The sequence below is a fragment of the Pseudomonas sp. 18-147 genome (genome assembly GCF_051048045.1).
Taxonomy (GTDB): domain Bacteria; phylum Pseudomonadota; class Gammaproteobacteria; order Pseudomonadales; family Pseudomonadaceae; genus Pseudomonas; species Pseudomonas aeruginosa.
Map to the genome: position 1 here is coordinate 1,668,177 of NZ_CP182296.1, position 21,395 is coordinate 1,689,571.

16 protein-coding genes are annotated in these 21,395 nt (G+C 69.4%); 3 read left to right on the forward strand and 13 right to left on the reverse strand.

Translation table 11 applies throughout. From position 1 onward, the window contains the following. Nucleotides 1-7 precede the first annotated feature (7 nt). The gene (gene cra, locus ACM0M4_RS08145) at nucleotides 8-997 is read right to left on the reverse strand and encodes a catabolite repressor/activator (protein WP_003104372.1); all 990 of its coding nucleotides are present in this window, start codon (nucleotides 995-997) and stop codon (nucleotides 8-10) included. 327 nt (nucleotides 998-1,324) lie between these two features. Here cra and ptsP point away from each other — a divergent pair, with 327 nt between their 5' ends. The 3 genes from ptsP to ACM0M4_RS08160 are packed head-to-tail and all read left to right on the forward strand — an operon-like array spanning nucleotide 1,325 to nucleotide 6,898. Continuing rightward, on the forward strand, nucleotides 1,325-4,195 hold the full coding sequence (gene ptsP / locus ACM0M4_RS08150; RefSeq protein ID WP_003119534.1) for a phosphoenolpyruvate--protein phosphotransferase: 2,871 nt from the start codon (nucleotides 1,325-1,327) through the stop codon (nucleotides 4,193-4,195). Beyond that, entirely contained in the window at nucleotides 4,195-5,139 is a 945-nt protein-coding gene (gene pfkB, locus ACM0M4_RS08155) for a 1-phosphofructokinase (protein ID WP_003122164.1), read from the forward strand. Before ptsP ends, pfkB begins: the two co-directional genes overlap by 1 nt. A gap of 1 nt (nucleotide 5,140) precedes the next feature. Beyond that, on the forward strand, nucleotides 5,141-6,898 hold the full coding sequence (locus tag ACM0M4_RS08160) for a PTS fructose-like transporter subunit IIB (protein ID WP_003107161.1): 1,758 nt from the start codon (nucleotides 5,141-5,143) through the stop codon (nucleotides 6,896-6,898). A 153-nt stretch (nucleotides 6,899-7,051) separates the two neighbouring features. Here the strand turns inward: ACM0M4_RS08160 and ACM0M4_RS08165 are convergent, their stop codons facing one another. From ACM0M4_RS08165 to ACM0M4_RS08220, 12 genes are all read right to left on the reverse strand, one after another. Beyond that, nucleotides 7,052-8,446 (reverse strand): UDP-glucose 6-dehydrogenase, encoded by a 1,395-nt coding sequence (locus ACM0M4_RS08165; protein ID WP_003122165.1) that lies wholly within the window; start codon nucleotides 8,444-8,446, stop codon nucleotides 7,052-7,054. Next, nucleotides 8,443-8,856: a 4-amino-4-deoxy-L-arabinose-phosphoundecaprenol flippase subunit ArnF gene (gene arnF, locus ACM0M4_RS08170; RefSeq protein ID WP_003110472.1), complete on the reverse strand. Its 414-nt coding sequence runs from the start codon at nucleotides 8,854-8,856 to the stop codon at nucleotides 8,443-8,445. Before arnF ends, ACM0M4_RS08165 begins: the two co-directional genes overlap by 4 nt. Then, nucleotides 8,853-9,200, reverse strand: a complete 348-nt coding sequence (locus tag ACM0M4_RS08175; RefSeq protein ID WP_003112876.1) for an EamA family transporter — start codon at nucleotides 9,198-9,200, stop codon at nucleotides 8,853-8,855. The genes arnF and ACM0M4_RS08175 overlap by 4 nt, the downstream gene beginning before the upstream one ends. After that, on the reverse strand, nucleotides 9,197-10,846 hold the full coding sequence (arnT, locus tag ACM0M4_RS08180) for a lipid IV(A) 4-amino-4-deoxy-L-arabinosyltransferase (RefSeq protein ID WP_115288727.1): 1,650 nt from the start codon (nucleotides 10,844-10,846) through the stop codon (nucleotides 9,197-9,199). The genes ACM0M4_RS08175 and arnT overlap by 4 nt, the downstream gene beginning before the upstream one ends. After that, the gene (arnD, locus tag ACM0M4_RS08185; protein ID WP_003110469.1) at nucleotides 10,843-11,730 is read right to left on the reverse strand and encodes a 4-deoxy-4-formamido-L-arabinose-phosphoundecaprenol deformylase; all 888 of its coding nucleotides are present in this window, start codon (nucleotides 11,728-11,730) and stop codon (nucleotides 10,843-10,845) included. The genes arnT and arnD overlap by 4 nt, the downstream gene beginning before the upstream one ends. Next, on the reverse strand, nucleotides 11,727-13,715 hold the full coding sequence (arnA, locus tag ACM0M4_RS08190) for a bifunctional UDP-4-amino-4-deoxy-L-arabinose formyltransferase/UDP-glucuronic acid oxidase ArnA (RefSeq protein ID WP_221345524.1): 1,989 nt from the start codon (nucleotides 13,713-13,715) through the stop codon (nucleotides 11,727-11,729). The genes arnD and arnA overlap by 4 nt, the downstream gene beginning before the upstream one ends. Next, a complete protein-coding gene (gene arnC, locus ACM0M4_RS08195; RefSeq protein WP_221345525.1) occupies nucleotides 13,712-14,731 on the reverse strand; it encodes an undecaprenyl-phosphate 4-deoxy-4-formamido-L-arabinose transferase in 1,020 nt (339 codons plus the stop codon). Before arnC ends, arnA begins: the two co-directional genes overlap by 4 nt. Then, nucleotides 14,728-15,876, reverse strand: coding sequence for a UDP-4-amino-4-deoxy-L-arabinose aminotransferase (arnB, locus tag ACM0M4_RS08200; RefSeq protein ID WP_003130049.1), 1,149 nt, complete (start codon nucleotides 15,874-15,876; stop codon nucleotides 14,728-14,730). The genes arnC and arnB overlap by 4 nt, the downstream gene beginning before the upstream one ends. 387 nt (nucleotides 15,877-16,263) lie before the next feature. Next, on the reverse strand, nucleotides 16,264-17,709 hold the full coding sequence (locus ACM0M4_RS08205; RefSeq protein ID WP_003092113.1) for a mannose-1-phosphate guanylyltransferase/mannose-6-phosphate isomerase: 1,446 nt from the start codon (nucleotides 17,707-17,709) through the stop codon (nucleotides 16,264-16,266). Between the two features lie 196 nt (nucleotides 17,710-17,905). Next, a complete protein-coding gene (gene algF / locus ACM0M4_RS08210; RefSeq protein ID WP_003092112.1) occupies nucleotides 17,906-18,556 on the reverse strand; it encodes an alginate O-acetyltransferase AlgF in 651 nt (216 codons plus the stop codon). A gap of 72 nt (nucleotides 18,557-18,628) precedes the next feature. Next, entirely contained in the window at nucleotides 18,629-19,804 is a 1,176-nt protein-coding gene (gene algJ / locus ACM0M4_RS08215) for an alginate O-acetyltransferase (RefSeq protein WP_003092111.1), read from the reverse strand. 14 nt (nucleotides 19,805-19,818) lie between these two features. Then, the gene (locus tag ACM0M4_RS08220) at nucleotides 19,819-21,381 is read right to left on the reverse strand and encodes an MBOAT family O-acyltransferase (RefSeq protein WP_003110467.1); all 1,563 of its coding nucleotides are present in this window, start codon (nucleotides 21,379-21,381) and stop codon (nucleotides 19,819-19,821) included. Nucleotides 21,382-21,395: the final 14 nt, after the last annotated feature.

The window sequence follows — 21,395 nt, forward strand, 5'->3', positions numbered from 1 at the left end:
GGCCGGCTCAGTCGCGCAGCTTGAGTTGCCGGGGGACGGCGTGCAGGCCCGGCCGGTAGTCGTTCTCCTCGACCGCGCGGAGCGCCAGTTCGAGGGCGTTGGCGGCGATCAGCGCGTGCTGCTGGTAGATCGAGTTGACCTTCAGCGGCACGAAGTCGAGCAACTGGGTGTCGCCGAAGGTCGCCACCCGCAAGCCTTCGGGCCAACCGTCGGCGCGCGCCTGGAACACATCGAAGACGCCTTCGAGGAGTACATAGGCAGTGGTCACCAGGGCGTCGGGCAGGTAGCCCAGGCGCTCGAGCAATTGCTCCATCAGGCGGCGTCCGCACTCGCGGCTGAACACCTCGGCATGCTCGACGATGACCTCGCCGCGGAAGTCCTTCAGCGCCTGGCGGAAGCCGGCGGCGCGGTCGTGGCTGATGATCAGGTCCGCCCGCGCGCCGAGCAGGGCGATATGGCGCGGCGCCGGTTGCAACAGGGTTTCGGTGAGGCGGCGCGCGGCGTCCTGGTCGTCGCTGATCACCGAGGCGAAGCGCTGCGGGTCGAGCTGGCGGTCGATGGCCACCACCGGCAGGCCTTCGGCGACCAGCCGGGCATGGGTATCATCCCCGGCCGGCAGGCAACTGGCGACGATCAGCGCGTCGCAGCGGCGCGCGCGGAACAGGTTGACCACCTGGCGCTCGGTCTCCGGCTCGTCGTCGGAGCAGGCGATCAGCAACTGGTAGCCGCGCGCCCGGGCGCCTTGTTCGAGTTGCTTGGCGAGGCGGGCGTAGCTGGGGTTTTCCAGGTCCGGGAGGATGAAGCCGAGGGTGCGGGTCTGCCCGCGGCGCAGGCCGGCGGCCTGCTGGTCCGGCTGGTAGCCGTGTTCCTCGACCACGGCAAGCACGCGCTCGACGGTGGCGGCGCTGATGCGCCGCTGGGCGGCCTTGCCATTGATGACGTAGCTGGCGGTGGTCACCGAGACCCCGGCCAGGCGGGCGATATCACTGAGTTTCAAACCGATCTCTACTGGAGGCGACGACAAGTTGGGCTTCAAGGATCAATCATTATCGGGTAACGTGCCAATTTAATTAAGTGAATCGATTCAGCAAAAGATTCCGGCGAAGCCGGCGCCCCCTGCCCCAGGCTGCCTCGCGCAGCCCGAACGCGGCGCCGCCTACGCTATGGTAGGTCAATGACAACAAGCGGATCACCGCCCCTGGCTGTACGGAAGGCTCCCGCGAGCCGCTTTCCGCTACCGCCGGCACATCCCGCGCCCGCGCCTCGGCGCGGCGGGACGATCCGGACGTGAGACGGGGAGCCGTTCGCTCCTGAGGAGGTTTCCATGCTCGAACTCGATACCCGGCAGATCCGCATGGGCCAGCGCGCCGCGGACAAGGCCGAAGCCCTGCGCCTGCTCGGCGCGGCGCTGGTCGCCGACGGCCTGGCCGCGCCCGGCTATGCCGAGGGCCTGAAGGCGCGCGAGGCACAAGGCTCCACCTACCTCGGCCAGGGCATCGCCATACCCCATGGGACCCCGGATACCCGCGAGCTGGTCTTCAGCACCGGTGTGCGCCTGCTGCAATTCCCCGAGGGAGTGGACTGGGGCGATGGCCAGCAGGTCTACCTGGCCATCGGCATCGCGGCGAAGTCCGACGAACACCTGCAGCTCCTGCAATTGCTCACCCGCGCCCTCGGCGAGGCCGACCTGGGACCGGCGCTGAGCGCGGCCGCCAGCGCCGAGGAAGTCCTCGGCCTGTTGCAGGGCGCGCCGCAGGAACTGGCGCTGGACGCACAACTGGTCGGCCTCGGCCAGAACGCCGAGGACCTCGACGAACTGGCCTGGCTCGGCGCGCGCCTGTTGAAGAAGGCCGGCTGCGTGGAGAACGGCTTCGCCGCCGTGCTCCAGCAGACCGAACCGTTGCCGCTGGGCGACGGGCTGTGCTGGTTGCACAGCGAACAATTGGTGAAGCGCCCCGGGCTGGCCTTCGTCACTCCGGCGCAACCGTTGCAGCACCAGGGGCAACTGGTCACCGGGCTGTTCTGCCTGGCCAGCCTGGGCGAAGCGCACCAGGCGCTGCTCGAACGCCTGTGCGACCTGTTGCTGGAAGGGCGTGGCGCCGAGCTGGTGCGCGCCACCAGCAGCCGCAGCGTACTCGCGGCGCTCGGTGGCGAGCTGCCGCCGGACTGGCCCAGCGCGCGAGCGGTCCTGGCCAACCCGCATGGCCTGCATGCCCGCCCGGCGCAGGCGCTGGCGCAGCTGGCCAAGGGTTTCGCCGGCGAGATCCGGGTACGCCTGGCCGACAGCGAGGCGGCCCCCGTCTCGGCGAAGAGCCTGAGCAAGCTGCTCGCCCTCGGCGCGCGACGCGGCCAGACGCTGGAGTTCAGCGCCGAGCCGGCGATCGCCGAGGACGCGCTGCCAGCCTTGCTGGCCGCGGTGCGTGAGGGGCTCGGCGAGGAGGTCGAAGCGCTGGCGGAGGAGGCCTTGCCCGATGCCGTCGGCGAGGCGGAAGAGGATGCCCGGCCGGCGCCGCTGCGCGCCGGCGAGCGCCTGCAGGCGATCGCCGCGTCGCCGGGCATCGCCAGTGGTCCGGCGCATGTCCAGGTGGCGCAGCGCTTCGAGTTCCAGCCGCGCGGCGAGTCGCCGGCCCATGAACGCGAGCGCCTGCTGCGGGCCAAGCGGGCGGTGGACGAGGAGATCGTCGGCCTGGTCGAACGCAGCACGGTGAAGGCGATCCGCGAGATTTTCGTCACCCACCGGGAGATGCTCGACGATCCGGAACTGGCCGAGCAGGTGCAACTGCGCCTGAATCGCGGCGAAAGCGCCGAAGCGGCCTGGAGTCGGGTGGTGGAAGACAGCGCGGCGCAACAGGAGGCGCTGCACGACGCGCTGCTCGCCGAGCGCGCCGCCGACCTCCGCGACCTCGGCCGGCGGGTGCTGGCCAGGCTCTGCGGGGTGGAGGCGCCGCGCGAGCCGGAGCAGCCGTACATCCTGGTGATGGACGAGGTCGGCCCCTCCGATGTCGCCCGCCTCGACGCCCAGCGGGTCGCCGGCATCCTCACGGCGCGCGGCGGCGCCACTTCGCACAGCGCGATCATCGCCCGCGCCCTCGGCATTCCGGCATTGGTCGGCGCCGGCGCGGCGGTGCTCGGCCTGGAGCCGGGCACGGCACTGCTGCTGGATGGCGAGCACGGCTGGCTGCAGGTGGCGCCGAGCACCGAACAGTTGCAGCAGGCCGCCGCCGAGCGCGACGCCCGCCAGCAGCGCCAGGCCCGCGCCGACGCGCAGCGGCTGGAGCCTGCGCGGACCCGCGATGGCCACGCGGTGGAAGTCTGCGCCAACCTTGGCGACACCGCCGGCGCCGCGCGCGCGGTGGAGCTGGGCGCCGAGGGCGTTGGCCTGCTGCGCACCGAGTTCGTCTTCATGAACAACGCCCGCGCGCCGGACCTGGCGACCCAGGAAGCGGAATACCGTCGGGTGCTCGACGCCCTCGACGGACGTCCGCTGGTGGCGCGGACCCTGGATGTCGGCGGGGACAAGCCGCTGCCGTACTGGCCGATTCCCCACGAAGAGAATCCCTATCTGGGCCTGCGCGGTATCCGCTTGACCCTGCAGCGACCGCAGATCCTCGAGACCCAGTTGCGCGCGCTGTTCCGCGCCGCCGGGGAGCGGCCGCTGCGGGTGATGTTCCCGATGGTCGGCAGCCTCGACGAATGGCGCCAGGCGCGTGACCTGGCGCTGCGCCTGCGCGAGGAAATCCCGCTGGCCGACCTGCAACTGGGGATCATGGTCGAGGTGCCCTCTGCGGCGTTGCTCGCGCCGGTGCTGGCCCGCGAGGTGGACTTCTTCAGCGTCGGCACCAACGACCTGACCCAGTACACCCTGGCTATCGATCGCGGCCACCCGAGTCTTTCGGCCCAGGCCGACGGTCTGCATCCGGCGGTGCTGCAACTGATCGACATGACCGTCCGCGCCGCCCACGCCGAGGGCAAGTGGGTCGGCGTCTGCGGCGAACTGGCGGCCGACCCGCTGGCGTTGCCGCTGCTGGTCGGCCTGGGAGTGGACGAGCTGAGCGTCTCGGCGCGCAGCATCGCCCTGGTCAAGGCCGGCGTGCGCGAACTGCAGCTGGTCGCTGCGCGCGGCCTGGCCCGCAAAGCCCTGGGCCTGGCGAGCGCCGCCGAGGTCCGGGCCCTGGTGGAAGCGGAGGTGCAGTAATGGCGCGGATCCTGACGATTACCCTGAACCCGGCGCTGGACCTCACCGTGCGCCTGCGCCAGCTGGAACTGGGGGCGGTTAACCGCAGCGAGGCGGTGCTGACCCAGGCCGCCGGCAAGGGCCTGAATGTCGCCCAGGTGCTTGCCGACCTCGGCCATCGGTTGACGGTCAGCGGCTTCCTCGGCGAAGACAACCAGCCGCCGTTCACCGCCATGTTCCAGCGTCGTGGCTTCGCCGATGCGTTCGTCCGGGTGCCGGGCGAAACCCGCAGCAACATCAAGCTGGCCGAGCGCGGCGGGCGCGTCAGCGACCTCAACGGGCCGGGCCCGGAGGCCGACGAGCGAGCCCAGGCGGCGTTGTTCGAACGCCTCGACCGGCTTGCCGGGGAGCACGAGCTGGCGGTGGTCGCCGGCAGCCTGCCGCGCGGGGTCGAGCCGGAATGGCTGGGCGAACTGCTGCGGCGCTTGCGGCGCCTCGGCCTGAAGGTCGCCTTCGACAGCAGCGGCGCGGCCCTGCGCGAAGGTGTGAAGGCTGCGCCGTGGATGATCAAGCCGAACGTCGAGGAACTTGCCGACCTCTGCTCGGCGCCGATGGACGACCTGGCCGCACAGCGCCAGGCGGCCGAACGCCTGCGCCAGGACGGGGTAGGCCAGGTGGTGATTTCCCAGGGCGCCGCGGGGGTCAACTGGTTCGCCGCCGAGGGTGCCTGGCAGGCGCGGCCGCCGGCGGTGGAAGTGGCCAGCACGGTGGGCGCCGGCGATTCCCTGCTGGCCGGCATGCTGCACGGGCTGGCCAGCGGCTGGCCGGCCGAGCGGGTGCTGCGTCAGGCCACCGCCATCGCCAGCCTGGCGGTAACCCAGTTCGAGTTCGGCATCGGCGATCCGCAGCGCCTGGCGCGGATCGAAGCGGGCGTCGTGGTGCAGCCATTGGTCGAGGAGGCCTGAGATGAAACTAGCGATCGTCACCGCCTGCCCTGGCGGACAGGTCACCAGCGTGCTCGCCGCGCGCCTGCTGCGGGGCGCCGCCGAGCGCCTGGGCTGGGAAACCTGCGTCGAGGCGAATGCCGGGTCGAGGCCCGAGGGCGAACTGAGCGCCGAACAGATCGCCGAAGCCGACTGGGTCCTGCTGGTCGGCGTCGAGCCGCTGGCGGCGGCGCGTTTCGTCGGCAAGCCGGTGTATCGCGCGCGTCCCGCCGAGGCGCTGGCCGATCCGCGCGCCTTCCTCCAGCGGGCCGCCGCCCTGGCGAGCGTGGAGGTCGCCGGGGACGAGGCCGGCCTGGTTGCGCCGGAGGCCGGAGCGGCACCGCGGATCGTCGCGGTGACCGCCTGTCCGACCGGCGTGGCGCACACCTTCATGGCCGCCGAGGCGTTGCAGCTCGCGGCGGGGCAACTGGGCTTCGCGTTGCAGGTCGAGACCCAGGGCTCGGTCGGCGCGCGCAACCCGCTCGACCCGGCGGACATCGCCGCCGCCGACGTGGTCCTGCTGGCCGCCGACATCGACGTGGACACGGCCCGTTTCGCCGGCAAGAAGATCTACCGTTGCGGCACCGGCGTGGCCCTCAAGCAGGCCCGCGCGACGCTCGAGCGGGCGCTGGCGGAAGGGCAGGTCGAGAGCGCGGGCGCAGCCAGCGCGGTGGTCGCCAGGGACGAGAAGCGCGGGGTGTACAAGCACCTGCTGACCGGGGTGTCGTTCATGTTGCCGATGGTGGTCGCGGGCGGCCTGCTGATCGCCCTGTCGCTGGCCTTCGGCATCGATGCCTACAAGCAGCCGGGCAGCCTGGCGGCGGTGCTGAGGACGGTCGGCGACACGGCTTTCGTCCTGATGGTGCCGATGCTCGCCGGCTACATCGCCTATTCCATCGCCGATCGCCCGGGCCTGGCGCCGGGCATGCTCGGCGGCCTGCTCGCCGGGACCCTCGGCGCCGGGTTCATCGGCGGGATAGTCGCCGGCTTCATCGCCGGCTATGCGGCGCGGGCCATCAGCCACGGGCTGAGGCTGCCGGCGAGCCTGGAAGCGCTGAAGCCGATCCTGGTCATCCCGTTGCTGGCCAGCCTGGTCACCGGCCTGCTGATGCTCTACGTGGTCGGCAAGCCGGTGGCCGGGATGCTCGCGGCACTGACCGGGTTCCTCGACGGCATGGGTACCTCCAATGCCATCCTCCTCGGCCTGCTGCTCGGCGGGATGATGTGCGTCGACCTCGGCGGACCGGTCAACAAGGCCGCCTACGCCTTTTCCGTCGGCCTGCTCTCGTCGCACAGCTACGCGCCGATGGCGGCGGTGATGGCGGCGGGCATGGTGCCGCCGATCGGCATGGGCCTGGCGACCCTGCTGGCGCGGCGCAAGTTCGCCGAGAGCGAGCGGCAGGCCGGCAAGGCAGCCTCGGTGCTGGGGCTGTGCTTCATCTCCGAAGGCGCCATCCCGTTCGCCGCCAAGGACCCGTTGCGGGTGATCCCGGCGAGCATCGCCGGCGGCGCGCTGACCGGCGCCCTGTCGATGTATTTCGGCTGCAAGTTGCAGGCGCCTCACGGCGGGTTGTTCGTGATGCTGGTGCCCAACGCGATCAACCACGCCCTGGCGTACCTGCTGGCGATCGTCGCCGGCAGCCTGCTTACCGGGCTGCTCTACGCCGTGCTCAAGCGCGGCGCCGAGCCGGGACTGGCGTTGGGGACCTCGTCCTCGCGGGAGCCGGCGGCTGGCGGATAGCCGCGAGGCGGTCATGCGCCCTACGCCACCTGAGCGACGTGGCAGAGGGTAGGGCGAATAACGCCGCAGGCGTTATCCGCCGAGACTCCGGAGAACCGGCGGATAACCGCAAGCGGTTATCCGCCCCAGCGGTCGATCCGACCTGGGGCGGCTTCAGGCCTGGCGCAACAGGCGCACGCCATCTTCCTGTGCGAGGCTGGCCTCGTTGATCGGCAACGAGCAGGACTGCCCGCGTCCCATCGGGTAGTAGTGGAAGCCGTGGCGGGCCATGCGCTCGGGGTCGTAGAGGTTGCGCCCGTCGAAGATCACCGGGGCCTTCAGGCGCTCCTTGAGCAGCTCGAAATCCGGTGCCTTGAATTGCTGCCACTCGGTGCAGATGACCAGCGCATCGGCGCCTCCCAGGGTCGCCTCGGGGGTGCCCATCAGGCTCAGGCGTTCGTCGTGGCCATAGAGCCGCTGGGTTTCCTGCATGGCTTCGGGATCGTAGGCGCGCACCTGCGCGCCGTGGCGCCAGAGCGCTTCCATCAGTTCGCGGCTGGGCGCGTCGCGCATGTCGTCGGTGTTCGGCTTGAAGGCCAGGCCCCAGAGGGCGAAGGTCTTGCCGCGCAGGTCGCCGTCGTAGAACACCCGGATGCGTTCGAACAGCTTGAGCTTCTGCCGCCGGTTGATCGCTTCCACTGCCTGCAACAGGTCGCTGGAGCAATGCGCCTGCTCGGCGCTGTGGATCAGCGCGCGCATGTCCTTGGGGAAGCAGGAGCCGCCGTAGCCGCAGCCGGGGTAGATGAAGTGGTAGCCGATCCGCGGGTCGGCGCCGATGCCCTGGCGCACCGCCTCGATGTCGGCACCGAGGTGTTCGGCCAGTTCGGCGATCTGGTTGATGAAGCTGATCTTGGTCGCCAGCATGCCGTTCGCCGCGTACTTGGTCAGTTCGGCGCTGCGCAGGCCCATGAACAGCATGCGGTCGTGGTTGCGGTTGAACGGCTCGTAGAGTTCGCGCATCACCTGGCGCACCTCTTCGTTGTCGCAGCCGACCACGATGCGGTCCGGGCGCCGGCAGTCGGCGACGGCGGAGCCTTCCTTGAGGAATTCCGGGTTGGAGACGATCTCGAATTCCAGCTCGCGTCCGTCGGCTTCCAGGCGCCGCTCGATGTGCGCGCGCAGGCGGTCGCCGGTGCCTACCGGGACGGTCGATTTCTCCACCACGATGACGGGCTTGCGGCGGTGCTCGGCGATGGCATCGGCCACCGCGAAGACCGCGCCGAGATCGGCCGCGCCGTCCTCGCCAGGCGGGGTGCCGACCGCGATGAACTGCACCCGGCCGTGTTCCACGGCCAGGCGCGCATCGCTGCTGAAACGCAGGCGGCCGCTGTCCAGGCCTTCGCGCAGCAAGGCGTCGAGCCCGGGTTCGTAGATGCTGGCGAGGCCCTGCGCGAGGCGTTCGACCTTGTTCCGGTCGATGTCCATGCACAGTACATCGTGGCCCACTTCGGCGAGGACGGCGGCCTGCACCAGTCCTACATAGCCACTGCCGAATACGCTGATCTTCATGGTGCTTTCCTCGACGGATGATGCGCGGGCGCGGCAGCGGTGCGGCGGGCGTTGACGGTCAACACGCCGAGCACCACCAGGCCTACGCCCAGGGTCTTGCTGGTACTGAAGGTTTCATCGAACGCCGGCAGGCTCGCCGCCAGCAGGTAGACCAGCGCGTAGCTGGCGCTCAACAGGCTGTAGGCGCGGCCCAGCGGCAGGTGGCGCAGGGCGGCCAGCCAGCACAGCAGGGAGGCGGCGTAGGCCGCCACCGCCAGGGCTACCGCGAGCAACGCGGCGCGCTCCGGCGTTTGCCCGGCCCAGGCTTCCGGTAGCGGCAGGCGGCTCATGCCCCAGCGCATGCCGAGCTGGGCGGCGCTGGCCAGCAGCACGCTGCCCAGCGCCGCCAGCCAGCCGCGTAGCGCGTTCATGCGCTCCTCCCGAGCAGGGCCACGCCGGCGACGATCAGCAACAGGCCGGCGAGGTGGCGGCGATCCACCGGCTCATCGAAGACGAAGCGTGCCGCCAGGGTGACCAGGACGAAGTTCAGCGCCAGCATCGGATAGGCGCTGCCGACTTCCACCCGTTGCAGGAGCAGCAGCCAGCAGAGCAGGCCGAGCCCGAGGGCGAGCAGCGCCAGCCACGGCCACGGACTGCGCAGGCGCGCCGTCCAGCCGTCGGCGGCGACCAGGCGCCAGTGCTCCACGGTGAGCTTCTGCGCAACCTGGCCGAGGCCGGTCATGAGCAGGGTGGCGAGCAGCAGCGCGGCGCTCATGGGCGCACCTGCGGCAGGATCGCCAGGACCAGGTTGCCGTTCCGGTAGCGTTCGCCGTCGCCCGGCAACAGCGCCAGCTGGTAGCGGTCGCTGGCGCTGTTGATCCGCAGCAGCACGGCAACCGAGCCGTCCTGGCGTGCCCGCCAGAGCCACTGGCGGATGTCTGCCAAGGGCACGCTGCGCTGGCTGTGCTCGGGGTAGGAGAGGCCGTACTTCAGCTCGCCGCGCGTGTCGTAGAGCGTCACGTCGCTACGACGCAGGCGCCAGGCGAGGGCCGAGGCGGCGCCGAGGTCGTTGCTCAGCAGATGGTGGGCGCCGGTCAGTTCGTCGAGGTGTTCGGCGACGAACAGGTCGGGGGTCTTGTTCTGCACCACATGGTTGGGCATCGCTGCCGGCAGCAGCGCGATCAGCACCCAGCTCGCCAGCAGCGGCGCGGCCCAGGCGCGTAGCGGGTAGCGCCACTGGGCGAGGCCGGCGGCGGCCCAGGCGCCGATCACCAGCAGGACCAGGAACAGCTCGAAGGGTTCTTCCTGGTACACCGGCTTGCGCAGTTGCAGGTAGGCCAGGGCCGCCAGCGCGAGGAGCGCCAGGCCCAGGTTGAGCAGCCCGTTGCCGCGCAGCGCGACGCTGTTCCCCAGGCGCAGCCGCTGCACCAGGGCGTGGCCCATGAGCAGTGCCAGCGGCAGCAGGCAGGGCATGATGTAGGTCGGCAGCTTGCCCCGGCTCAGGCTGAAGAACGCCAGCGGCAACAGCAGCCATAGCGCCAGGAAGACCACCGGCGCTTGGCGCCGCTCGTGCCAGGCCTGGCGCAGCGCGCTCGGCAGCAGGCCGCTCCAGGGCAGGCAGGAGACCGCCAGCAACGGCAGGTAGAACCACCACGGGCGAGAGTGCTGGGCGTCTTCGCCGGCGAAGCGGCGGATGTGTTCGTGCCAGAAGAAGAACCGCCAGTAGTCCGCTTCCCGCGCATGCACGGCGAGCGCCCAGGGCAGGCAGACGAGCAGCGCCGCCAGCACCGCCAGCGCGCCGTAGCCAAGCAGCTCGCGCCAGCGCCGCTGCCAGAGCATGTAGGGCAGGGCGACCAGCACCGGCAGCAGCCAGGCGAGGAAGCCCTTGGTCAGGAAGCCCATGCCGCAGGCGAGGCCGAGCAGGGTCCAGCCGAGCAGGCGCGCGCGGCGGCTCCCCGCCTCGAGGGCATGCCACAGCGCCACCAGGCTCAGGTTGACCCAGAAGGTGAATTGCGGGTCGAGGTTGGCATAGCCGGACTGCCCGGCGATCAAGCCGAAGCTGGCGTAGAACAGCGCGCACGCCAGGCTGGTGCGCGGGTCGCGCCACAGGCGGCGGGCCAGCAGGTAGGCGAGCAGGACGCTGAGGGCGGTGGCGACGACCGAGGCGATGCGCACGCCGAACAGGTTTTCGCCGAAGACCGCCTGGCCGAGGGCGATCATCCAGTAGCCGGCGACCGGCTTCTCGAAGTAGCGCAGGCCGAGGAAGTGCGGCGACACCCAGTCGCCGCCCAGCAGCATCGCCTGGCTGATCTGCGCGTAGCGGGTCTCGTCGGGAATCCACAGGCCATGGTTGTTCAATGGAACCAGGTAGAACAGGCCGAAGGCGATCAGCAGCAGCGAACAGGTCTGGCGGCGGCTCATGGCTGGCGCACTCCCAGCCAGCCCTCGCGGCCGGCCAGGCGGCCGCGCACCAGTTCGGCCAGCGGCAGGCTGCGCGGATCGTCCGGCAGCAGTTCGCCCAACGGGCGGAAGCGGATGCCGCGCCGTTCGGCGCGCCGCAGCAGTTCGCGGAACGCCGGGGCGAGGAGCAGCCCCTCGACCTCGGCGTGGATGGTGTAGACGTTGTCGCGGCCAGCGGCGAAGCGTTCCAGAATGAAGTCGTTGTAGGCCTCGCGCGGCAGGCCGGGACCGACCACCTCGTCAAAGGTCGGCAGGTTCACCGGCACCTGCGGGATGCCGGGGCTGCCGTCGGCCAGGCGCGGGCGGAACGCGCCGCGTCCGCGGCAGTCGCTGTTGTAGCGGAAGCCGAAGGGCTGCTTGGCCTCGACCACCCGGCCGTCGGCGCGCCAGCCGGCGGCGGCGGAACAACGCACCGGCTGGCCGAGGATGTCCGCCAGGCAATCGCTGCCGCGGCGGATCTGCTCGCCGAGCTGCTGCACGCTCCAGACGCCGGCGTGGGTCTGCCAGGCATGGTGGTCCCAGGCGTGCAGGCCGACCTCGTGGCCGGCGGCCTGGGTCCGCCGCATCAGCGGGCCGAGTTCGCGGCCGATCGGCTTGCCCGGCCAGGCGGTGCCGGCCAGCAGGATGTCCCAGCCATACAGGCTGGCGGCGCGCGAGCGGAGCATCTTCCAGAGGAACGCCGGGCGCGCCAGGCGCCAGAGGTGGCGGCCCATGTTGTCCGGGCCGACGCTGAAGAAGAAAGTCGCCTTCAGCCCGGCTTCGTCGAGCAGCTCGAGCAGCCGCGGCACCCCGTCGCGGGTGCCGCGGAAGGTGTCGACGTCGATGCGCAGGCCGGCCTGGATCACGCCTGTGCCTCGCGCTCGCGGAGCGCTTCGTGGAGGAAGAAGTCGAGGGTCTTGCCGATGGTCTCGCGCAGTTCGATGGTGGGCTGCCAGTCGAGCAGGCGCCGGGCGTTGTCGATGCTCGGCTTGCGGTGGGCCACGTCCTGGTAGCCGTCGCCGTAGAAGCTGCGGCTCTCCACCTCGCGGAAGCCGGCGAAGGGCGGGAACTGCGCGCGCAGCGGGTGGGCCTCGAACTGGCGCAGCAGTTCCTCGCCGAGCTGGCGGATGCTCGCCTCGTTGTCCGGGTTGCCGATGTTGACGATCTGCCCGTCGCAGCGGCCGTCGCGGTTGTCGATGATCCGCGCGAGGGCCTCGATGCCGTCGTCGACGTCGGTGAAGCAGCGCTTCTGCGCGCCGCCGTCGACCAGGCGGATCGGCGTGCCTTCGACCAGGTGCAGGATGAGCTGGGTGATCGCCCGCGAGCTGCCGATCCGCGCCGAATCCAGGCGGTCCAGGCGCGGGCCCATCCAGTTGAACGGACGGAACAGGGTGAAGCGCAGGCCCTGCTGGCCGTAGGCCCAGATCACCCGGTCGAGCAACTGCTTGGACACCGAGTAGATCCAGCGCTGCTTGTTGATCGGCCCGACCACCAGGTTCGAGCGGTCTTCGTCGAAGTCCGGGTCCTGGCACATGCCGTAGACCTCGGAGGTGGAAGGGAACACCACGCGTTTGCCGTATTTCACGCAGTAGCGGACGATCCGCAGGTTTTCCTCGAAGTCCAGTTCGAACACCCGCAGCGGGTTGCGCGTGTACTCGATGGGCGTGGCGATGGCCACCAGCGGCAGGATCACGTCGCATTTCTTCACATGGTATTCGAGCCACTCCGAATGGATGCCGATGTCGCCTTCGACGAAGTGGAAATGCGGGTCGGCCTTGAGCCGTTCGATGGCGTCGGAGCCGATGTCCATGCCGTGGACCTCGTAGCGCCCGTCGCGCAGCAGGCGTTCGGACAGGTGGTTGCCGATGAAGCCGTTGACCCCGAGGATCAGCACCCGCGTGCGGCGCTGCGGGCCGGACGCCGCGCCACGCGGGCGCGCGCCCTCGACCAGGCCCAGCTCGGTGGCCAGTTGCGTGCCGGCCAGGTACAGGCCGCGCTCGCCGCGCTGGCCGAAGCGCAGCACCAGCGAGTCCTCGCCGCAGGCGATCCGCAGCGGGTCGCAGGACAGTACGCTGCCCGGCTCGCGACCGTGGTTGCCGGCGACCACCTCGGCGCTCCAGACGATCAGCTTCTGTTCGCCGACCTGGCAGAAGGCGCCAGGGTAGGGCTGGGTCACTGCGCGCACCAGGTCGTACAACTGCCGTGCCGGCCTGTGCCAGTCGAGCAGGCCGTCCGCCGGGGTGCGCCGGCCGAAGTGGCTGGCCTGGCTCTCGTCCTGCTCGACTTCCGGCAGCACGCCGAGGGCGAGCAGCGGCAGGCTGTCGCGCAGCAGGGCGCCGGCGGCCTTGCGCAGCTTGCCGTGCAGGCTCAGGGCGGTGTCCTCGGGGTCGATGGCGACGGCCTGCTGGGCGAGGATCGGCCCGGCGTCGGCGCGCTCGATCATGCGATGCAGGGTCACCCCGGTCTGCGTTTCGCCGTTGACCAGCACCCAGTTCGCCGGGGCGCGTCCGCGGTAGCGCGGCAGCAGCGAACCGTGCAGGTTGTAGGCGCCGCGTGCGGCGCAGGCGAGCAGTTCGGCGCCAAGCAGGCGGCGGTAGTAGAAGGAGAACAGATAGTCCGGGCGCAGTTGGCGGATGCGCTCCAGCCACAGCGGATGGTTCACGTCCTCGGGCGCGTGCAGCGGAATGCCGCGCTCGGCGCAGAGGCGCGCGACCGAGGCGTAGAAGGTGTTTTCCCGTGGGTCGTCGGCATGGGTGAAGACGGCGGCGATCTCGTAGCCGGCATTGAGCAGGGCTTCGATACCGGTGCAACCGATGTCGTGGTAGGCGAAGACGACGGCTTTCGAGGTCATGGCGTGGAAGGCTCGCTGGATGAAGAGGTGAAACCGGCCCGCTGTAGGGCCGAGGGAAGCGCGGAGGGCGTGGCGCGGACCACGCGCTCGATGAAGAAGCGCGGCCGCGCGCGCACGTCGCTGTACATGCGCCCGAGGTACTCGCCGAGCAGGCCCATGCCGAGCAACTGCACGCCGCTGAACATGAACAGCACGGCGAACAGCACGAACAGGCCGTTGCCGGCCCAGGCGGCGCCGAAGGCCAGGCGCAGCACGAGGAGGAACAGGGCGAAGAGGAAGCCGGCCAGGGCCATGCCGCCGCCGACCAGGCTGAGCAGGCGCAGCGGCGTGGTGGTCATGCAGGTGACCAGGTCGAACATCAGGTTGAGCAGGCGCATCGCGCTGTATTTCGATTCGCCGTGGGCGCGCTCGGCGTGGGCGACGCGGATCTCGCAGGTATGCCGGGCGAAGCCGTTGGCCAGGATCGGGATGAAGGTACTGCGTTCGCGGCAGGCCAGCATCGCTTCGACCATGCTGCGCCGGTAGGCGCGCAGCATGCAGCCGTAGTCGTGCATGGCGACCCCGGTGGAGCGCTGCACCGCCAGGTTCACCAGGCGCGAAGGCCAGCGCCGCCAGGCCGAGTCCTGGCGCTCGGCGCGGATGCTGCCGACCACGTCGTAGCCCTGCGCGGCGCGCTCCACCAGGCGCGGGATTTCCTCCGGCGGGTTCTGCAGGTCGGCATCGAGGGTGATCACCAGGTCTCCACGGGACTGTTCGAAGCCGGCGAGGATCGCCGCGTGCTGGCCGTAGTTGCGGTTGAGGATCACCGCCACCACGGCGCTGCCGTCGCGTTCGGCGGCGGCCTGCAAGAGTTCCGCGGAGCGGTCGCGGCTGCCGTCGTCGACCAGCACGATCTCGAAGGCGCGGCCCAGCTCCAGGCAGGCGGCCTCGGTGCGGCGCAGCAGTTCGGGCAGGCTGGCTTCCTCGTTGTAGACCGGGATCACCACCGAGACCAGGTCGATCGGATAGGGCTTCATCGACGTTTCTCCAGGATGTCCTCGATGGCGCGGGCGACGCGCTCGATGTCGTCGTCGCGCATGTCGGGGAACAGCGGGATGGAGCACAGGCGGGCCGAGTTCCACTCGCTGTTGGGCAGGCTCAGGCGCGGCTGGCGCTGGCGGTAGTAGTGGTGCAGGTGACTGGCGATGAAATGGATGCCGCTACCGATGCCGCGCGCCTTCAGGGCTTCCATGAAGGCGTCGCGGCCCAGGCCGCAGGCCTCGGCGTCGATGCGCAGGATGAACAGGTGCCAGGCGTGGCGCTGCTTGTGCGCGGGCAGGCCGAGCGGCGCCAGCGGCAGGCCGGCGAGGCGCTCCAGGTAGCGTTCGGCGAGGGCCTGGCGGCGCGCGTTGAGCGCGTCCAGGCGCTTGAGCTGGACCAGCGCGAGGGCGGCGTTGAGGTCGGCCAGGTTGTATTTGAAACCGGGCTCGATCACTTCCGCCTGCGGCTTGCGTCCATGGCTCAGGCGGTCGTAGGCATCGACCCCGAGGCCGTGGAACTTGAGGCGGCGGACCCGTTCGGCGAGGGCACTGTCGTCGCTGACGAACATCGCGCCTTCGGCGCAGGTCAGGTTCTTGATCGCGTGGAAGGAAAAGATCGCCGTGCCGCGGGAGCCTACCGGGCGCCCGCGGTATTCGCTGCCGACCGCGTGGGCGGCGTCCTCGACCAGGGCGATGCCGTGGCGCCCGGCGACCGTGCGCAGGCCTTCGAGATCCAGGGTGGAGCCGGCGTAGTGCACCGGCACGATGGCGCGGGTGCGCGGGCCGATGGCGGCTTCCACTGCCTGCGCCGAACACATCAGGGTGTCGCGGTCGACGTCGACGAACACCGGGGTGGCGCCGAGCAGGGTGATGACGTTGGCGGTGGAGACCCAGGTCAGCGACGGCGTGATCACTTCGTCGCCGGGGCCGATGCCCAGCGCCAGCAGGGTGACGTGCAGGGCGCCGGTGGCCGAGGATAGCGCCACCGCGTGGCGGCAGCCGAGGCGTTCGGCGAAGCGCTGTTCGAGCTCCTGGTTCTTCGGACCGGTGGTGATCCAGCCGGAACGCAGGACCTGCTCCACGGCGGCGATTTCGTCCTCGCCGATGCTTGGCCGGGAGAATGGCAGAAAGTCCAGTGACATGTAATGAAGCCTCGGTACTGGGAGGGCGGTACGAAGAGGTTATTTATATGTCGCTGAATGCTGCCTGAACGTTTGTTAAGACTCGCTTAACAACGGCTGAATGAAGACTGAACGAACTCGAAGAAACTGGAGGATAAAGCCGGAAGCCTCGTTTTCAGGGGCTTGCAGGGTTGGTTGGAATGGATCTCGGGTGTTTTCTGAGTGGCTTTTATTAATAACCCGAGTCCTGTTTCTTTAAGGGTTCATTAATACTTGATGTCCGCTCCCCGTGAATATTCCGGAAACTTCATGGAAACATGGGGAGGGCCAGGGAAAGTCAATCCCGTAGGTTGTCGGAAAAAAACAACCCCCTGGCGGATCGCTCCGCCAGGGGGCCGGGTCGACGCTTTAGCGGCTGCCGGCGACCACTTGCAGGGCCGGTTCTGCGGTGCGCCCGTAGACGTCTTCCAGGCGCTCGATGTCGTCCTCGCCGAGGTAGCTGCCGGACTGCACCTCGATGATCTCCAGCGGGATCTTGCCGGGGTTGGCCAGGCGGTGCACGGAGGCGATCGGGATGTAGGTCGACTGGTTCTCGGTGAGCAGGAAGGTCTTGTCGTCGCAGGTCACCTGGGCGGTCCCGGAAACCACGATCCAGTGCTCGGCGCGGTGGTGGTGCATCTGCAGCGAGAGGCGCGCGCCGGGCTTCACGGTGATGTGCTTGACCTGGAAGCGGCCGCCCATGTCCACCGAGTCGTAGGAGCCCCACGGGCGGTAGACCTCGCAGTGGTTCTGGGTCTCGCTACGGCCCTGGGCGTCGAGGTCCTTGACCACGTGCTTGACGTCCTGCACCCGGTCCTTGTGGGCGATCATCATGGCGTCCTTGGTTTCCACCACCACGATGTCCTCCAGGCCGATCACCGAGACCAGCTTGCCGTTGCCGTGCACCAGGCAGTTGTGGCTGTCGTGGACCAGCACGTCGCCCTTGGTGACGTTGCCGTTGGCGTCCTTGGCGTGCACGTCCCAGATCGACGACCAGCTGCCGACATCGTTCCAGCCGGCGGACAGCGGCACCACGCAGGCGCGTGAGGTCTTCTCCATCACCGCGTAGTCGATGGAGTTGTCCGGGCAGCATTCGAAGGTGGCGGCGTCGATGTTCACCAGGTCGCCGTCGTGCTGGCTGCGCTCCAGGGCCAGCAGGCAGGTGTCGTAGATGTCGGCGTCGTGCTTCTTCAGTTCTTCCAGGTAGCGGCTGGCGCGGAACAGGAACATGCCGCTGTTCCAGTAGTAGCCGCCGGCGGCGACGAACTCGCGGGCGCGGGCTTCGTCGGGTTTCTCGACGAAGCTCTGCACCCGGCTGACGCCTTCCGGCAGTTGCGCATCGGCGCTCGCGCGGATGTAGCCGTAGCCGGTCTCGGGGCGGCTGGCGGGAATGCCGAAGAGCACCATCTCGCCCTTTTCGGCGGCGTTGGTGGCCAGCGCCAGGGCCTGCTGGAAGGCGCGCTGGTCCTCGATCACGTGGTCGGCGGGAAGGATCAGCAGCAGTTCGTCGCGGCCTTCGGCGACCAGTTTCATCGCGGCGATGGCCACCGCCGGCGCCGTGTTGCGGCCGAAGGGTTCGAGGAGGATCGCCTGGCTCGCCAGGTTCTGTGCCTCCAGCTGTTCCTGGACGATGAAGCGGTGCTCCTTGTTGCACACCAGCAGCGGCGCCTGCATGCCGTCGAAGGCCAGGCGCTTGATGGTCTGCTGGAACAGGGTGTCGTCGCCGGTAAGGGCGAGGAACTGCTTGGGGTACTGCTTGCGGGAAAGAGGCCAGAGTCGCGAGCCGCTGCCACCGGAAAGGATTACTGGGATCATGTTGTTTCTCCTTGAAGCGATGCGTCTGTCTAGGGATCCCGCCGCGCGGCGGGATATCTCGTTACCGGGCTCCACGGAGCCCCGGGTGACCTCTCCAGTGCGCTCCTTCTGCGGGAGCGCTGACGGTTGGTGCGCCGGTGTCGGGCCGGTCTTGTTGTGTGGAATGCCGGGAGGGGCGAGCCTCTCCCGGTCGGTCTCAATCCGCCTTCACCGGGCGCTTGACCCAGACCGGCGCGAGCTTGCCGCCGCTGCCGGTGACGTACAGGCAGACCACCTCGCCGCGGGCCAGGGTGACCGGCTTCAGGTCGCTGACCTTCTTGCTGCCGTCGAACAGCGCCAGGTTCACCTTCACCGGGTTGATCTCGCGGTCGCCGTGGCTTTGCGGGCCGACGTCCTTGACCACGTCAGTCTTGCCGTCGGCGGTCTTCAGGGTCAGCTTCGAGCCGCTGAGGTTCTGCACCCGTACCAGCGCCTTCTGCTTGTTCTTGAACGGCGGCTCGGCCACCAGCTGCGGCTTGCCGCCGGGCTGGCTGACCAGGGTGTAGTAGCTGTCCGGGTCGAGCTTGACCGGCAGGCTCTGCTGGCCGACCTGGGCGGTGTAGCTGCCGGGGGGGAGGAACTTGAAGTCGCTGGAACCGAGCGGCGCGACGTCGTTCAGGCTGGTGCTGCCGACCGACACGTCGAGTTCGCTGTTGCCGGCGTTGTAGGCGCGGACGAAGGCCGAGCCCTTGGGTGCCTGGGGCCCGTACAGGGCGCCCTCGTCGGCCTGCGCGGCGAATGCGGCGACGCCGAGGGAAAGTGCGCAGGCCAGGCGGGTCCAGGTGTGGCGGCGGGTCATCGGGTTCATGGGTATTCCTCCGTTGCTTCTTCTTCAGCGGGGCGCTCGGCCCCGTGGGTAAACAGCCTTGGCTGTGTTCGTTCAATCGTTGCGGCTGGCGGCCAGGCGCTCATCGCGGCCGCCGCTGGCCTTCAGCTGGGCGACCCAGTCGGCGTCGAACTGGCTGAGGTCGCTGGCCATCGGCAGGTAGCGCTCGGGAAACTCCCAGACCAGCAGTTGCGGCGGGTCCTTGCGGAAGCCTTCGTCCTGCAGCAGTTCCAGCATCGGTTCGAGGGGGCCCTTGCCTTCCTTCGCGTAATTGATCAGGTCGGCGGACAGCGCCTGTTTCAGCGCGCCCTCGAAGTTCCACCTGGGGTTGGCGCTGTAGCTGGTGCCGACCAGCGCCAGGCGCGGTTGCTGGCTATCGCCGAAGAGGTCGTCGCCCGCGCCGGACTGCTGGCCGCCCGGCAGTGCCGGCGCGGCTTCGGTGGTGCGTTGCTGCAACTGCTCCGGACGCGGCAGCAGTTCGTCGAACAGTGGGTCGAGCGGCAGGAAGCTGAGCAGGTCGCCCTTGTGCGTGCGTTCTTCGCCGACGCGGGTGACGAAGTTCTGCGCCGGCACATCCAGCAGGTGTGTCTCGCGGATCTCCGCGCCGAGGCGCTGGGCCACGGTTTCCGCGCCGAGCGGCGACCAGTGGGTGTCGGTGCGCAGGAACACCGCGCCGTTGTCCTTGGCCTGGCGCAGGCTGCCGAGCAGGTCGGGACTGTCGATGCCGGCGGCGCGGGCGCGGGCCAGGAAGTCCTGGTAGAGGCTGTCGTGCAGCGCGGCCGGCTGCTCGCGGCCGATGTGCTCGGGATACAGGCGGGCCTTGGCCGGGATCACCGCGAGCACCAGCTTGACGCCGCGCCGGTTCAGCTCCCGCTGCACGCCGCGCACCAGTGCCCAGTTGTCTTCCAGTTGCTGGCCGCTCGGTGCCGGCTTGAACTCTTCGTCGGTGAACAGCCAGCCGTCCTTGCCGATCACCACGCCGGGGCGGCCTTCGTGGAACAGCGTGTAGTCGAGTGCGGCCCAGAGGTTGGTGCCCAGGCGCTTGATCGGGAATTCCTTGTCGTAGTGGGCTTCGAAGGCGTGCGCCAGCTTGCCGTTGAGCAGTGGCGTATCGGCCGCGGCGGAGAAGCCCGGCACGCTCTTCAGCGACCATCCGGCGAGCCCCAGCAGCAGCCCGCCGAAGGCGGCGATATAGGCGTATTGCAGGGGGCGGGAAATGCTCTGTGTCATGGCGTGGGCCTCGCTCAGAACTGGAAGTAGAGGAATGGCGAGTAGCTCTGCGCGGAGAGCTTCAGCACCGAAGCGGCGAACAGCAGGAGCAGCGCCAGGCGGGTGGCCAGGACGGGCAACTGGCTGAGCCAGCTCGGCTGGTAGACCAGCGCGCCGCTCGGCGAGTAGGCGATCGCCGCCGGGTCGCCGGCGGCCTCGCGCGGGGCGCGCGGCTGGGCACTGGCCGGGCCGTCGGCGGCCACTTCGTCGCTGTTCGCCGCGGCCTTGGGCGCCTTGGTCTGCAATGGCTGGTTGTAGAACTGGCGCAGGCCGAAGAACGCCAGCACCAGGTAGGCCAGGACCAGGGTGCCGACCTGCAGGCCGGTGAGGCTGGCGCGGTTCAGTTCGGAGAGCTGCCAGGTGCCGAAGCTGAACATGGCTTCGTACATGCGCCAGGCGACCTGCAGGTTCTCGGCGCGGAAGATCACCCAGCCGATCACCACCAGGAGGAAGGTGAACGCCCACTTCAAAGGGTTGAGCACGCGCGGCGCGGCGTTCACTCCGAGGGCCCGCTCGATCGCCAGCCACATGCCGTGCCAGGCGCCCCAGATGATGTAGGTGAAGTTGGCGCCGTGCCACAGGCCGCCGAGGAGCATGGTCAGGAACAGGTTGCGGTAGGTCTGGAAGGTGCTGCCGCGGTTGCCGCCCAGGCTGATGTAGAGGTAGTCGCGCAGCCAGGTCGACAGGCTGATGTGCCAGCGCCGCCAGAACTCGGTGATCGACTGGCTGATGTAGGGCTGGTTGAAGTTCTCCATGAAGCGGAAGCCCATCATCAGGCCGAGGCCGATGGCCATGTCGCTGTAGCCGGAGAAGTCGAAGTAGAGCTGCGCGGTGTAGGCCAGGGCGCCGAGCCAGGCGTCGCCGGTGGTCGGGTTCTGCAGGGCGAAGCAGTGGTCGGCGAGGGCGGCCAGGGTGTCGGCGATGAACACCTTCTTGACGAAGCCCTGCATGAAGCGGGTGCAGCCTTCGGCGAACTTGTCGACGGTGTGGGTGCGGTGGTTGAACTGGTCGACCAGGTCCTTGAAGCGCAGCACCGGGCCGGCGATCAGGTGCGGGAAGATCGCGACGAAGGCGGCGAAGTCGATCAGGTTGTGGGTCGCCGGGGTATCGCCGCGGTAGACGTCGATGATGTAGCTGATCGACTCGAAGGTGTAGAAGGAGATGCCGATCGGCAGCAGGATGTGGGTCAGCACGAACGGCTGCATGCCGAACGAGGTGATGATCTCGTTGAGGCTGTCGACGCCGAAGTTGGCGTACTTGAAGTACCCGAGCACGCAGAGGTCGACCACCACGCCGAGGATCAGCCAGCGTTGCGCGGCCCTGGTGCGTACGCCGGCGGCGCCGATGCGCAGGCCGATCCAGTAGTTGAAGACGGTGACCCCGGCGAACAGCAGGAGGAAGTCCACCCGCCACCAGGCGTAGAACACGTAGCTGGCGATCAGCAGCAGCAGGTTCCGGTAACGTTCGCCGCTCAGGTAGTACAGGCCGAGAAAGACCGGCAGGAACAGGAACAGGAACACGTTTGAAGAAAAGACCATGCCGTCTCTCTCTC

Excerpts from the sequence above, each read along its gene's own strand:
- algF (WP_003092112.1), bottom strand. The coding sequence starts at position 18,556 with ATGAACCCGATGACCCGCCGCCACACCTGGACCCGCCTGGCCTGCGCA.
- ACM0M4_RS08160 (WP_003107161.1), top strand. The coding sequence starts at position 5,141 with ATGAAACTAGCGATCGTCACCGCCTGCCCTGGCGGACAGGTCACCAGC.
- arnA (WP_221345524.1), bottom strand. The coding sequence starts at position 13,715 with ATGACCTCGAAAGCCGTCGTCTTCGCCTACCACGACATCGGTTGCACC.
- arnF (WP_003110472.1), bottom strand. The coding sequence starts at position 8,856 with ATGAACGCGCTACGCGGCTGGCTGGCGGCGCTGGGCAGCGTGCTGCTG.
- pfkB (WP_003122164.1), top strand. The coding sequence starts at position 4,195 with ATGGCGCGGATCCTGACGATTACCCTGAACCCGGCGCTGGACCTCACC.
- ACM0M4_RS08165 (WP_003122165.1), bottom strand. The coding sequence starts at position 8,446 with ATGAAGATCAGCGTATTCGGCAGTGGCTATGTAGGACTGGTGCAGGCC.
- ACM0M4_RS08175 (WP_003112876.1), bottom strand. The coding sequence starts at position 9,200 with ATGAGCGCCGCGCTGCTGCTCGCCACCCTGCTCATGACCGGCCTCGGC.
- ptsP (WP_003119534.1), top strand. The coding sequence starts at position 1,325 with ATGCTCGAACTCGATACCCGGCAGATCCGCATGGGCCAGCGCGCCGCG.
- arnB (WP_003130049.1), bottom strand. The coding sequence starts at position 15,876 with ATGTCACTGGACTTTCTGCCATTCTCCCGGCCAAGCATCGGCGAGGAC.
- algJ (WP_003092111.1), bottom strand. The coding sequence starts at position 19,804 with ATGACACAGAGCATTTCCCGCCCCCTGCAATACGCCTATATCGCCGCC.
- ACM0M4_RS08205 (WP_003092113.1), bottom strand. The coding sequence starts at position 17,709 with ATGATCCCAGTAATCCTTTCCGGTGGCAGCGGCTCGCGACTCTGGCCT.
- ACM0M4_RS08220 (WP_003110467.1), bottom strand. The coding sequence starts at position 21,381 with ATGGTCTTTTCTTCAAACGTGTTCCTGTTCCTGTTCCTGCCGGTCTTT.
- arnC (WP_221345525.1), bottom strand. The coding sequence starts at position 14,731 with ATGAAGCCCTATCCGATCGACCTGGTCTCGGTGGTGATCCCGGTCTAC.
- arnT (WP_115288727.1), bottom strand. The coding sequence starts at position 10,846 with ATGAGCCGCCGCCAGACCTGTTCGCTGCTGCTGATCGCCTTCGGCCTG.